The following is a 13,470-nucleotide window of genomic DNA, read 5'->3' as shown; positions in this document are numbered from 1 at the left end:
CATAGAGGCACGAGTATAAACCGCCAGCGCGGCGCATTGATGACCATTGTCAGCCGGGCGGCAAATGCTTCCACCAGCTGCAGAACTCATCCACCGCCGTCCACAGGCTGACCTTGGGCTGGTAGTCCAGATACTGCCGGGCACGGCTGATATCCAGGGTGAAATCACGGCTCATCACCTGCATCCCCAGGCGCGACAAGGTCGGTTGCGGGCGCCCTGGCCATAACATGCAGGCCGCCTCGTTCAGGGCGGCCAGGCTATAGGCAAGGCCATAGGAACGGTAGCGGGTCACCTGGGGAAGCTGCATCTGGCGCATCACGTAGTTGACCACGTCCCACAGCGGCAGTGGCTGACCGTTGCTTATGTTGTAAGCCTGGCCCAGCGCCCGATCATCAGCGAACAATGCACTTAGCAGCGCCTCGTTGAGGTTGTGCACACTGGTGAAATCGACCTTGTTCAGGCCGTTGCCGATGATCGCCACACGCCCTTTGCGCTGCATTTGCATCAGCCGCGGAAAGATACTGGCATCGCCAGCGCCGGTGACGAAGCGCGGGCGCAGCGCCAGCACTTCCAGACCGAACTCCTGGGCACCGAACACTTTCTGCTCGGCCAGGTACTTGGTTTGCCCATAGTGATCGTGAAAGCGACGCGGCACCTGGTCTTCACGGATGTCCAGACGCGAACGGCCATTGAAATAGATCGACGGCGAAGACAGGTGCACCAGGCGCCGTACATGCTCTTTCAGGCAGCCCTCGACCACGTTTTCGGTAACCACCACGTTGCCCTGGTAGAACTCCTGATAGCGTCCCCAGTTACCCACCGCGCCAGCGCAGTGCACCACGGCTTCGACACCCTGACACAAACGCCGGGCCAACTCGGCGTCCCCCAGATCGCCCGGGATGAACTGTGCGCCACGCTTGACCAGGTGCTCGACCCCTTCGGCACGGCGGCCGCTGACACGCACGTCCAGGCCTTGCTCCAGAGCGAAACGCGCAAAGCGCCCGCCAATGAAGCCACTCGCGCCGGTGACCAGAATTCGCATGTAACACTCCGTCTTGCCAGATTTCAGATGCAACTGACGCTAGCCATGACTACAAGGGCACCAGCCAGTGCTGTGCGGTGTGCCGCAAGTGGTCAGTCAGTTGCGCAAGCAATTGCCCGCCATTGCGCCAATGATGCCAGTACAGCGGCACATCGATGGGGGTATCGCGACAGATTTCCACCAATTGCCCACTGGCCAATTGCTCCCGGGCCTGCAGTTCTGGCACCAGGCCCCACCCCAATCCTGCCTCTGTCATACGCAGGAAGCCTTCGGATGAAGGGCACAGGTGGTGCAGAAAACCACCCTCCATGCCCAGCGATGCCAGGTAGCGGTGCTGCAGGAAATCGTCCGGGCCGTACACGATCGCCGGGGTACGGGCCAGGCGGCTGGCGACAAAACCTTGGGGGAAGTGCCGCGCCATGAACACGGGACTGGCCAGCGCCCGGTAGCGCATGGCCCCCAGTGGCAAACTGCGTGCTCCGGCTACCGGTCGCTCACTCCCACACAGGCAGGCTGCCACCTCGCCGGCACGCATGCGTTTAAGCCCCACTTCCTGGTCCTCTACCACCAGCTCGGTCAGCACGTTCTGTTGTGCGCAGAAGTTGCCCACCGCGCCAGCCCACCAGGTGGCCAGGCTATCGGCGTTGAGGGCGATGCGCAGGCGCTCCGGCATGCCCTCTTCGTCCAGCGCCGGTACCTGGCGCTGCAGGTCGCGCTCGAGCAGGCGCACCTGCTGCACATGGTTGAGTAGCTGGCGGCCGACTTCGGTCGTGCCGGGCGGCGTGGCACGTACCAGGACCGGCTGGCCGACCCGCGCCTCAAGCAACTTGATGCGCTGGGAAATGGCCGACTGCGACAAGCCCAATACCTGCGCTGCACGCTCGAAACCGCCTTGTTCGATCACTGCCGCAAGGGCAGCCAGCAGTTTGTAGTCGAACATCGATTTTCCTAATGGGTGATCAGCTTTATTTGTTTTTCTTATACAGCGCCGAACATCACAATGGCCAGCATCTTCCGTGACCCTTTTTGGAGAGCCCTGCCATGTGGCAAAGCTATCTCAATGGCATGCTGGTGGCCTTCGGCCTGATCATGGCCATCGGCGCCCAGAACGCCTTCGTCCTCGCCCAGAGCCTGCGCCGTGAGCATCATCTGCCGGTGGCAGCGCTGTGCATCGTCTGTGATGCCATCCTCGTAGCCGCCGGGGTGTTCGGCCTGGCCACCGTGCTGGCGCACAACCCGACCTTGCTGGCAATTGCCCGCTGGGGCGGCGCGGTGTTCCTGATCTGGTACGGCGCCAAGGCGCTGCGCAGCGCCTGCTCCAAGCAGAGCCTGCAGCACCAGCAGGGCCAGGGCGTCCGTTCCCGTCGCGCCGTGCTGCTCAGCGCCCTGGCGGTGACCCTGCTGAACCCGCACGTGTACCTCGACACGGTGTTGCTGATCGGCTCGCTGGGCGCCCAACAGTCCGCCCCTGGCGCCTACGTGGCCGGTGCGGCCAGCGCTTCGCTGCTGTGGTTCTCGACCCTGGCCATTGGCGCGGCCTGGCTGGCACCGTGGCTGGCGCGGCCGGCGACCTGGCGGATGCTCGACCTGATGGTGGCAGTGATGATGTTTGCAGTGGCTGCGCAACTGATCTTCAACTGACCTCGGGGTTTGGCGCGCCATATTCATCGACTGCAAGATCGAGCGGCACTCGGTCTCACATTTGACACCAGCGCAAGGGCGAGCCGCCGGTCGGCTCAGCCCAACCCCTCCGGAACCTCTATTCCCTATGTTTGTTGCGTGGTTATGCGCCGGGCCCGGTGCTATGATCCAGCGCTTGCGTCGCAAAGAGTACAGACTCGCCGACGCTTATCGGGCCGCCCGTGATCGGCCTTGCGCAAACCGCAAACAGACCTGAATCAGGAGATCCACCATGGCTTTTGAATTGCCGCCGCTGCCGTACGCCCACGATGCCCTGCAGCCGCACATCTCCAAGGAAACCCTGGAGTATCACCACGACAAGCACCACAACACCTATGTCGTGAACCTGAACAACCTGGTCCCAGGCACCGAATTCGAAGGCAAGACCCTGGAAGAGATCGTCAAGAGCTCTTCGGGCGGCATCTTCAACAACGCCGCTCAAGTCTGGAACCACACCTTCTACTGGAACTGCCTGTCGCCAAACGGCGGCGGCCAGCCGACCGGTGCACTGGCTGACGCCATCAACGCCGCTTTCGGTTCCTTCGACAAGTTCAAGGAAGAGTTCACCAAGACTTCGGTCGGCACCTTCGGTTCCGGCTGGGGCTGGCTGGTGAAGAAAGCTGACGGTTCCCTGGCCCTGGCCAGCACCATCGGCGCCGGCTGCCCACTGACCAGCGGCGACACCCCGCTGCTGACCTGCGACGTCTGGGAACACGCCTACTACATCGACTACCGCAACCTGCGTCCGAAGTACGTCGAGGCGTTCTGGAACCTGGTCAACTGGGCCTTCGTTGCCGAGCAGTTCGAAGGCAAGACCTTCAAGGCCTGAGCCATTCAGCCTTGATCAAGAAACCCGGCCATGTGCCGGGTTTTTTTGTGCCTGTATTGCCCGCAAAGAGGCTGCCACGGTTTTGCTTGCTCAGCCCGCATACCACGCTAACATCAAACCTCTGGAAGATTGATACAGCGCATTCAAGTTGCGGGGTCAGGCAACCGATACACTGCTAATGGTCGGCCGGTAGTGTATCGTCATCGTTGATGGCAAAATGATGCCATGCGCATGGATTAAGGAAACCCCATTGAAGCTGGAATTGCGGAACAGCTTGTCGGTCAAGTTGCTCAGGGTCGTGCTGCTGTCGGCGCTGGCGGTCGGCGTCGTGCTCAGCTGTGCGCAAATCATCTACGACACCTACAAGACCCGCCAAGCCGTGAACAATGATGCCCAGCGCATCCTCGACATGTTCCGCGACCCTTCGACCCAGGCGGTGTACAGCCTCGACCGTGAAATGGGCATGCAGGTCATCGAAGGCCTGTTCCAGGACGAGTCAGTGCGCATGGCCTCCATTGGCCATCCCAACGAAACCATGCTGGCAGAAAAGTCCCGCCCGCTGCAGGACATGTCCATGCGCTGGCTCACCGACCTCATCCTCGGCCAGGAACGCACCTACACCACGCAACTGGTCGGTCGTGGCCCTTACAGCGAATACTACGGCGACCTCAGCATTACCCTCGACACCTCGTCCTACGGTAAAGATTTCCTGATCAACGCGGTGATCATCTTCATTTCCGGCGTACTGCGGGCCATGGCCATGGGCCTGGTGCTGTACCTGGTCTACCACTGGCTGCTGACCAAACCGCTGTCGAAGATCATCGAGCATCTCACCCAGATCAACCCTGACCGCCCCAGCCAGCACCAGATACCGCTGCTCAAGGGCCACGAGAAAAACGAACTGGGCCTGTGGGTGAACACCGCCAACCAGTTGCTGGCCTCGATCGAACGCAACACCCATCTGCGCCACGAAGCGGAAAACAGCCTGCAACGCATGGCCCAGTATGATTTCCTCACCGGCCTGCCCAACCGCCAGCAACTGCAGCAGCAACTGGACAAGATCCTCATCGACGGCGGCCGCCTGCAGCACCGCGTGGCAGTGCTGTGCTTAGGCCTGGACGACTTCAAGGGCATCAACGAACAATTCAGCTACCAGGTCGGTGACCAGTTGCTGCTGGCCCTGGCCGACCGGCTACGCGCCCACAGTGGCCGCCTGGGCGCCCTGGCGCGGCTGGGCGGTGACCAGTTCGCCCTGGTACAGGCCAATATCGAGCAGCCCTACGAGGCTGCCGAACTGGCGCAGAGCATCCTCGACGACCTGGAAGTGGCGTTCGACCTCGACCACGAGCAAATCCGCCTGCGCGCGACCATCGGCATCACCCTGTTCCCCGAAGACGGCGACAGCACCGAAAAACTGCTGCAAAAAGCCGAACAGACCATGACCCTGGCCAAAGTCCGTTCGCGCAACCGCTACCAGTTCTATATCGCCAGCGTCGACAGCGAGATGCGTCGCCGTCGCGAACTGGAAAAGGACCTGCGTGAAGCCCTGCCGCGCAACCAGTTGTACCTGGTGTACCAGCCACAGATCAGCTACCGCGACCACCGGGTGGTTGGCGTAGAGGCCCTGCTGCGCTGGCAGCACCCGGAACTGGGCATGGTGCCACCCGACCAGTTCATCCCCTTGGCCGAGCAGAATGGCAGCATCATCAGCATCGGCGAATGGGTACTTGATCAGGCCTGCCGACAACTGCGCGAATGGCACGACCAGGGCTTCAGCGACCTGCGCATGGCGGTCAACCTGTCAACCGTGCAACTGCACCACAGCGAGCTGCCACGGGTGGTCAACAACCTGCTGCAAGCCTATCGCCTACCACCGCGCAGCCTGGAACTGGAAGTCACTGAAACCGGCCTGATGGAAGACATCAGTACCGCCGCCCAGCACCTGTTGAGCCTGCGCCGCTCCGGGGCGCTGATTGCCATCGACGACTTCGGCACTGGCTACTCGTCCCTCAGCTATCTGAAGTCGCTGCCGCTGGACAAGATCAAGATCGACAAGAGCTTCGTTCAGGACCTGCTCGACGACGATGACGACGCCACAATCGTTCGCGCCATCATCCAGCTGGGCAAGAGCCTGGGGATGCAGGTGATCGCCGAGGGCGTGGAAACCGCCGAACAGGAAACCTACATCGTTGCCCAGGGTTGCCACGAGGGCCAGGGCTACCACTACAGCAAGCCGCTTTCGGCCCGTGAACTGACTCACTTCCTCAAACAAGCGCAACGCAGCCGGGTTTCGGTTTCCTGAGGCCACCTGCCCGGTTACAGGCCGTGACCCGGATTTACACGAATTGCGCGCCCGCCCCTTTACAGCAAATGCAAATCTTTCGCATGATGTTGTAGTTTCGCGTGCCACGGCGCACGGTCCACCCCTTGGTCCAACCACACGATGCAGGAAAACCAATAATGATTCGAATGCCTCTGGCCTCCGCCAGTCTGCTGGCCATTGCCATCGCCCTCGCCGGTTGCGGTGAAGGCAAGGACGAAAAAGCCGCCGCGGCGCAAGCCCAGGCACCTGCTGCTGCCACCGCCGCTGCTGCGCCAGGCGCTGTCGACGAAGCAGCCGGCAAAGCCGTGGTCAAGCATTACACCGACATGGTCTACGCCGTGTACAGCGACTCGCTGAGCACTGCCAAGACGCTGCAGACCGCAGTCGACGCGTTCCTGGCCAAGCCCAACGACGAAACCCTGAAGGCCGCCAAGCAAGCCTGGTTCGCCGCACGCGTACCGTACCTGCAGAGCGAAGCCTTCCGCTTTGGCAACACCATCATCGACGACTGGGAAGGCCAGGTGAACGCCTGGCCCCTGGACGAAGGCCTGATCGACTATGTCGACAAGAGCTACGAGCACGCCTTGGGCAACCCGGCGGCCAGCGCCAACATCATTGCCAACACCGAGATCCAGGTGGGTGAAGAGAAGGTCGACGTCAAGGACATCACCCCCGAAAAACTGGCTGGCCTGAACGAGCTGGCTGGCTCCGAAGCCAACGTTGCCACGGGCTATCACGCCATCGAGTTCCTGCTCTGGGGCCAGGACCTGAATGGTACCGGCCCAGGCGCTGGCAACCGTCCGGCATCCGACTACCTGGAAGGCCAGGGCGCTACTGGCGGCCACAATGACCGCCGCCGTGCCTACCTGAAAGCGGTTACCGACCTGCTGGTCACCGACCTCGAAGAGATGGTCGGCAACTGGGCACCGAACGTCGCCGACAACTACCGCGCCAAGCTGGAAGCCGAGCCTGTCAACGACGGCCTGCGCAAGATGCTGTTCGGCATGGGTAGCCTGTCGCTGGGCGAACTGGCGGGTGAGCGCATGAAAGTTTCGCTGGAAGCCAACTCGCCGGAAGACGAGCAGGACTGCTTCAGCGACAACACCCACTACTCGCACTTCTACGACGCCAAGGGCATCCGCAACGTCTACCTGGGCGAGTACACCCGCCCGGACGGCACCAAGCTGACCGGCCCTAGCCTTTCGTCGCTGGTCGCCAAGGTTGACCCAGCCGCCGATGCAACCCTCAAGGCCGACCTGGAAGCCACCGAGGCCAAGCTTCAGGTAATCGTCGACCATGCCCTCAAAGGCGAGCACTACGACCAGCTGATCGCCGCCGACAATGCTGCAGGTAACCAGGTCGTGCGTGACGCAATCGCCGCACTGGTCAAGCAGACCGGGGCGATTGAGCAGGCCGCGGGCAAGCTGGGTATTGCCAACCTGAACCCGGACACTGCGGATCACGAGTTCTGATCATGCTGTAGCGCTTCAACGCAAACGCCCGGCCTTGTGCCGGGCGTTTTCATTTGCTGCCGGGTAAAACGCTTCCTGCTGCCTGGCGTACGCGCAGATGCTCATCCTGTAGGCCTTCGATCAAAGCTAACAGGAGGCACAGTGCTGCAGATTCTTGATGTCTGGGGCGAAGGCCGAATCGTCCAACGCATGAATGGGGGGGACCTCATTACCGGATTCAACGATGCGTACAACCTGAACAAGGCCGGCCAGCTCATCTCCAACGGGCCGTTCGCAGGCGGGCACATCCCCAACCTCATCGTCGTATACGAATACGATGCTCCGGACTTTCCCCTCGACGACCATGCAGTCCCTCACGTGACGCTGATGGGCGCTCCGATTACCCACCACGTGGCCGAGGAAATGTGCCGGGTAGTTGCCCGCCCCGGCAAGATCTACCTGTACGACCCCAACGAAACCGACCGCCGGATGTTCGAAGCGGTCGCCAGTGACCAAGGGCTGCAACTGCTCGGTCGCTTTCATCCCGCCGAGCTCGACCCCCCGTTCAACGAAATCACCTTGCTCGCGGCCTATGTCTATCGCGCCCCGACTAGCCCCTTACCCCGCCCGAAAACTGAACATTAAGAGGAAACACCACATGGCCAACGTCACCTACTTGCGCTCCATCGCCAATAACACCCCTTATACCTTGACCCTGATCGACGGTGAAAACCGCAGCAACAGCCTGGCAGTCGGCGCCCAGCACGTCTGGAATGGCTCGCTGGCCATCCCATGGATCGGCAGATCGACTGAGAACCACAAGGCCTTGCGCCTGATCCTCGGCCCGTCTGCCGACACCAGCATCTGGATATTCCAGGACTACTGGCAACCTGCGCACGAGGACGCAGTCAAGTGCATTACTGCCTCTTCCATGGAATACACCAGCGAACAAGTCATCGAAGTCACCGGCGATAATCGCGGTGGCGGCAACAAAAACCTGATCGTCAACCTGGTCAACCGAAACTTCATGCTCTATATGGCCTGACCAACTGCGCTCGCGGCAATTTCATCAAGCAAACGCAAATTGCTCTTATTCAATGATCCTGGGCCTGCTAAGCTGCACGCCGGTTTTTCGCTCACGCCCAGGATTTTCGATGTCCTTGTCGCTGTCCCGACTCCCTCCCCTGCTGCTGGCCTGTGCCCTGGCCGCCTGTGACGACGCCCCGCGTTTCACCCACGCCGAGCCCGGCGAAGCGTTATCGGGTGGCAAGGCGACCGTGCAGCGCAGCGATCGCAATGCCTATTCCCTGCCCTCGGCCAACCTCTCGCCAGAGCAGCGCCTGGACTTCGCCGTTGGCAACAGCTTCTTTCGCAACCCCTGGGTGATTGCCCCGTCCACCACCACCGCGCGTGATGGTCTGGGCCCGCTGTTCAATACCAACGCCTGTCAGAACTGCCACGTGCGCGATGGCCGTGGCCACCCACCAGAGCCGGGTGACAGCAACGCGGTGGGTATGCTGGTGCGCTTGTCGATCCCCGACCAACCCTACCTGGCCAAAGTGATCGAGCGCCTCGGCGTGGTGCCAGAGCCAGTCTATGGCACCCAGTTGCAGGACATGGCCGTCCCCGGCGTGGCGCCGGAAGGCAAGGTGCGGGTCAGCTACTCCAGCGAAACCTTGTCATTCAAGGACGGCCACCAGGTCGAGTTGCGCAAGCCAGCCCTGCAAATTACCCAGCTCGGCTATGGTGTGATGCACCCCGACACGCGCTTTTCGGCGCGGGTGGCACCACCGATGATCGGCCTGGGCCTGCTTGAAGCTATCCCCGAAGCCGACCTGCTGGCCAACGAAGACCCGGACGACCGCAACCGCGATGGCATCCGCGGGCGGGCCAACCGTGTATGGGACGATGCCCAGGGTAAAACGGTGATCGGCCGCTTCGGCTGGAAAGCCGGGCAGCCCAACGTCAACCAGCAGAACGTGCACGCCTTTGCCGGCGACATGGGTCTGACCAGCACCCTGCAGCCCAAGGACGATTGCACCCCGGCCCAAACCGCCTGCCTGTCCGCACCTAACGGCGACGGGGCCGATGGCGAGAAAGAAGTCAGCGACAACATCCTGCGCCTGGTCACGTTCTACACCCGCAACCTGGCTGTGCCGGCCCGCCGCGACGTCGGCTCGCCACAGGTACTGGCGGGCAAGAATCTGTTCTACCAGGCGGGTTGCCAAGGTTGCCACACACCGCAGTTCACCACCGCCGCCGACGCCGCCGAACCAGAGTTGGCCAACCAGGTCATCCGCCCCTACAGCGACCTGCTGCTGCATGACATGGGCCCGGGGCTGGCCGACGAGCGCACCGAATTTGCCGCCAACGGCCAGGACTGGCGCACCGCGCCGCTGTGGGGCATCGGCCTGAGCGAAACGGTCAGTGGCCACAGCCAGTTCCTGCATGACGGCCGCGCCCGCAACCTGCTTGAAGCCGTGCTGTGGCACGGTGGCGAAGCCGAGGCGGCACGCAACTTCGTACTCACTTTCAATGCCGAGCAGCGCGCCGCGTTGCTGGCGTTCCTGAACTCACTTTAAACGCGCAAAGGAGCCGGGCATGTTCCGACCCAAACTGTTGTTCACAAGCCTCGCCGCACTCGCCCTCGGTGCCTGCTCGCCACAAGACCCGCAAGCAGTGACCTCCGCCGCTATCGCCAACCAGGTGATCCTGCCTACCTACAGCCGCTGGGTCGAAGCCGACCGTACGTTGGCTGCCAGCGCCCTGGCCTACTGCGAAGGCAAGGAAAGCCTGGACAAAGCCCGCGCCGACTTCCTCAACGCACAAAAAGCCTGGGCCGAGCTTCAGCCGCTGCTGGTCGGCCCGTTGGCCGAAGGCAACCGCGCCTGGCAGGTACAGTTCTGGCCCGACAAGAAAAACCTGGTCGGCCGTCAGGTCGAGCAACTGGTCAACGGCGACAAGCCAGTTGATGCTGAGGCTTTGGGCAAGTCCAGCGTAGTGGTACGTGGCCTGTCGGCCTATGAGTACATCCTGTTCGACAGCAAGCCGGACATCGCCACTGCCGAGCAGAAGGCCCGCTACTGCCCGCTGCTGGTGGCCATCGGCGCGCACCAGAAGGCCTTGGCAGAGGAAATCCTCAAAGGCTGGAACAGCACCGACGGCATGCTCTCGCAGATGACCAAGTTCCCCAACCAGCGCTACGCCGACTCCCACGAGGCGATCGCCGATCTGCTGCGCGCCCAGGTTACCGCTCTGGACACCCTGAAGAAGAAGCTCGGCGCACCGATGGGCCGTCAGAGCAAGGGCATCCCGCAGCCGTTGCAGGCCGAGGCCTGGCGCAGCCACAATTCGATGAACAGCCTGCAGGCCAGCCTCAAGGCCGCCGAAGCCGTCTGGGTCGGGGTAGACAACCAGGGCCTGCGCGGCCTGTTGCCCAGCGGTCAGAAAGCGCTGGCGGACAAGATCGACGCCGCCTACGCTACCTCGCTCAAGTTGCTGGCCGATAACCAGAAAACGCTGGGTGAGCTGCTGGCCGACGACGCCGGTCAGCAAACCCTCAACCAGATCTACGACAGCCTCAACGTCGTCCATCGCCTGCACGAAAGCGATCTGGCCAAGGCACTGAACATCCAGCTGGGCTTCAATGCCAACGACGGTGACTGATCATGCTGCGACGCCAGGCACTCAAACTCGGTAGCGTATTGCTCAGTGCCCTCACCTTGGGCGGCTGGAGCCTGTTCCGCAACAAAGGCAGCGAACCCTTGCTGCTCTCGGCGCGTGACAACGGCAACGGCCAGCACTTTGCCGTAGGTTTTCGCCTGGACGGCACACAGGTGTTCAGCACCCAGGTCGCTCAGCGTTGCCATGCCATCATCCACCACCCCGAGCAGCCAATCGCCCTGTTCGTCGCCCGCCGCCCTGGTACCGAAAGCTACCTGATCGACCTGCGTGACGGCCGCCTGCTGCAAACGGTAGCCTCGCAGCCTAACCGGCACTTCTATGGCCATGCCGTGGTACACAAAGACGGCGAATGGCTGTATGCCACCGAAAACGACACCACCGACCCGGGGCGGGGCGTGCTTGGCGTGTACCGGTTCGAAGGCGAGCGCCTGGTGCACACTGGCGAGATACCGACCCACGGTATCGGCCCGCACGAGGTTGCCTGGCTGCCCGACGGCGAAACGCTGGTCGTGGCCAATGGCGGTATCCGTACCGAAGCCGAAAGCCGTGTCGAGATGAACCTCGATGCCATGCAACCTAGCCTGGTGCTGATGCAGCGTGACGGCACCCTGCTGAGCAAGGAAACCCTGGCCCAGCAGATGAACAGCGTGCGACACCTGGCAGTGGCCAGCGATGGCACCATCGCCGCCTGCCAGCAGTTCATGGGCGATGCCGATGAAACTGCCGAGCTGCTGGCGATCAAGCGCCCGGGCGAGCCATTCAAGGCCTTTCCGGTGCCGGAGCGGCAACTGCAAGCCATGGCCCAATACACCGCAAGCGTTGCCATCCACAGCGAGCTGCGGCTGGTAGCGCTGACGGCGCCGCGGGCCAATCGCCTGTTCGTCTGGGACCTGGACAGCGGCGCGGTGCGGCTGGATGCCCCGATGCCCGACTGCGCAGGCGTTGGCGCAGTGAAGGACGGCTTTGTCGTCACCTCCGGGCAGGGCCGTTGCCGGTTCTACGATTGCCGCAAGGCCGAACTGGTCGGGCAACCGATGAACCTGCCGTCCGGTTTCTGGGACAACCACCTGCATCTCGTCTGATTTTTCTGTTGCATTCACTGCCTCTTTCGCGGCTAAAGCCGATTCCACAGGGTTCTACACGGTCCCTGTGGGAGCGGTTTTAGCCGCGAAAAGGCCGGCACAGGCATTTCACACCCCTCCTCCCGAAAAACAGTCAATACTTCCCCCATCCACACGTGGGCAGGATCGCCCGTTGTCGTGTAGAAACGAATAACAACTGCATCCAAGGAACCGGACCTATGCTGCGCCGCCGCATGCTCATCATGTTGGCCGTTGTTCTGCTGATTCTGCTGGCCCTGGGGGGTTACAAAGCCTTCTCGATCTACCAGCAGATCCAGATGTTCACTGCCCCCAGACCGCCCATCACCGTGGCGGCTGCCATGGCCGAACAGCGCCAGTGGCAAGAGCGCCTCCCCGCGGTCGGCAGCCTCAAAGCGCTGCAGGGCGTGGATCTGAGCCTGGAGGTGGAAGGCATCGTCAAATCCCTGCACTTCGACTCAGGCCAGCAGGTCAAGGCCGGGCAACTGCTATTGCAGCTCAACGACGATCAGGAAACAGCCCTGCTCGGCACCGCCCAGGCCGACCTGGGCCTGGCCAAGGTCGATTTCGGCCGTGGCAGCCAGCTGGTCGGCGATTCGGCCATCTCCCGCGGCGAATTTGACCGCCTTTCCTCCCAGTACCGGCGCAACCAGGCAGTGGTCGAGCAGCTCAGGGCGCAGAAGATCAAGAAGAGACTCAATGCACCTTTCAGCGGCACCATCGGCATCCGCCAGGTAGACATCGGCCAGTACCTGGCCGCCGGCACGGTGATCGCCACCCTGCAAGACACGTCCAGCCTGTACGTAGACTTCAACGTGCCGGAACAGGCCCTGCCACACCTGAGCCTGGGCCAGCAGGTGCTGGTGCAAGTGGCCGCCTATCCGGGCCAGCGCTTCCCCGCCAACCTCAGCGCCATCAACCCCAAGGTCGAGGAAACCACGCGCAACCTGCTGGTACGCGCCACCATGGCCAACCCCGACGGCAAACTGCTGCCAGGCATGTTCGCCAGCCTGTTGATCCTGCTGCCCAACCCGCAGCCGCAAGTGGTGGCGCCGGAAAGCGCCATTACCTACACCCTGTATGGCAACTCGGTGTATGTCGTCTCACCGAAAAAGGACAAGAACGGCAAGCAGGAAAACGACGACAAGGGCCAACCCCTGCTGATCGCCGAACAGCGCACAGTACAGACTGGCGAGCGCCGAGACGGTGTGGTTGTGGTCAGCAAAGGCCTGCAGGCCGGGGAACAGGTGGTCACCGCAGGGCAGCTGAAACTCACCCCCGGTGCCGCGATACGCATTGGCCAGGACAACGCTCTCAAGCCCGAACCGGGCGCAGCGGCCAAGGACTGACAGGAGGCTGGC

12 protein-coding genes are annotated in these 13,470 nt (G+C 62.4%); 10 read left to right on the top strand and 2 right to left on the bottom strand.

Annotated elements, in window-relative coordinates; all coding sequences use genetic code 11:
* Nucleotides 1-49: 49 nt before the first annotated feature.
* Nucleotides 50-1,042 (bottom strand): NAD-dependent epimerase/dehydratase family protein, encoded by a 993-nt coding sequence (locus ACE4QZ_RS07005; RefSeq protein ID WP_021781830.1) that lies wholly within the window; start codon nucleotides 1,040-1,042, stop codon nucleotides 50-52.
* Between the two features lie 49 nt (nucleotides 1,043-1,091).
* Nucleotides 1,092-1,982, bottom strand: coding sequence for a LysR family transcriptional regulator ArgP (locus tag ACE4QZ_RS07000; RefSeq protein WP_021781829.1), 891 nt, complete (start codon nucleotides 1,980-1,982; stop codon nucleotides 1,092-1,094).
* Nucleotides 1,983-2,083: 101 nt separating this feature from the next.
* Between ACE4QZ_RS07000 and ACE4QZ_RS06995 the strand changes: the two genes are divergently transcribed.
* The 10 genes from ACE4QZ_RS06995 (at nucleotide 2,084) to ACE4QZ_RS06950 (ending at nucleotide 13,458) form a co-directional block, all read left to right on the top strand.
* Entirely contained in the window at nucleotides 2,084-2,683 is a 600-nt protein-coding gene (locus tag ACE4QZ_RS06995) for a LysE/ArgO family amino acid transporter (protein WP_003255185.1), read from the top strand.
* A gap of 271 nt (nucleotides 2,684-2,954) precedes the next feature.
* Complete coding sequence (locus ACE4QZ_RS06990) at nucleotides 2,955-3,551, top strand: superoxide dismutase (protein ID WP_003255187.1); 597 nt, start codon at nucleotides 2,955-2,957, stop codon at nucleotides 3,549-3,551.
* Between the two features lie 250 nt (nucleotides 3,552-3,801).
* Nucleotides 3,802-5,853 carry a putative bifunctional diguanylate cyclase/phosphodiesterase gene (locus ACE4QZ_RS06985; RefSeq protein ID WP_021781828.1) on the top strand — a complete coding sequence of 684 codons (2,052 nt, stop codon included), beginning with the start codon at nucleotides 3,802-3,804 and terminating at the stop codon, nucleotides 5,851-5,853.
* Nucleotides 5,854-6,011: 158 nt separating this feature from the next.
* Entirely contained in the window at nucleotides 6,012-7,346 is a 1,335-nt protein-coding gene (locus tag ACE4QZ_RS06980) for an imelysin family protein (protein ID WP_021781827.1), read from the top strand.
* Nucleotides 7,347-7,487: 141 nt separating this feature from the next.
* Nucleotides 7,488-7,970, top strand: a complete 483-nt coding sequence (locus ACE4QZ_RS06975; protein WP_021781826.1) for a hypothetical protein — start codon at nucleotides 7,488-7,490, stop codon at nucleotides 7,968-7,970.
* A 13-nt stretch (nucleotides 7,971-7,983) separates the two neighbouring features.
* Nucleotides 7,984-8,370 (top strand): hypothetical protein, encoded by a 387-nt coding sequence (locus ACE4QZ_RS06970; RefSeq protein ID WP_021781825.1) that lies wholly within the window; start codon nucleotides 7,984-7,986, stop codon nucleotides 8,368-8,370.
* A 109-nt stretch (nucleotides 8,371-8,479) separates the two neighbouring features.
* On the top strand, nucleotides 8,480-9,907 hold the full coding sequence (locus ACE4QZ_RS06965) for a di-heme oxidoredictase family protein (RefSeq protein WP_053870403.1): 1,428 nt from the start codon (nucleotides 8,480-8,482) through the stop codon (nucleotides 9,905-9,907).
* A gap of 19 nt (nucleotides 9,908-9,926) precedes the next feature.
* A complete protein-coding gene (locus ACE4QZ_RS06960) occupies nucleotides 9,927-10,991 on the top strand; it encodes an imelysin family protein (RefSeq protein WP_021781823.1) in 1,065 nt (354 codons plus the stop codon).
* Nucleotides 10,992-10,993: 2 nt separating this feature from the next.
* Complete coding sequence (locus ACE4QZ_RS06955; RefSeq protein ID WP_021781822.1) at nucleotides 10,994-12,091, top strand: DUF1513 domain-containing protein; 1,098 nt, start codon at nucleotides 10,994-10,996, stop codon at nucleotides 12,089-12,091.
* Between the two features lie 218 nt (nucleotides 12,092-12,309).
* Nucleotides 12,310-13,458, top strand: a complete 1,149-nt coding sequence (locus ACE4QZ_RS06950) for an efflux RND transporter periplasmic adaptor subunit (protein ID WP_021781821.1) — start codon at nucleotides 12,310-12,312, stop codon at nucleotides 13,456-13,458.
* The last annotated feature ends 12 nt before the right edge of the window (nucleotides 13,459-13,470 follow it).

It is taken from the genome of Pseudomonas sp. DCA-1, assembly GCF_046523955.1.
Taxonomy (GTDB): domain Bacteria; phylum Pseudomonadota; class Gammaproteobacteria; order Pseudomonadales; family Pseudomonadaceae; genus Aquipseudomonas; species Aquipseudomonas putida_Y.
The sequence above is the reverse complement of the archived record's forward strand: the minus strand, read 5'-3'. Positions and strand labels throughout refer to the sequence as shown.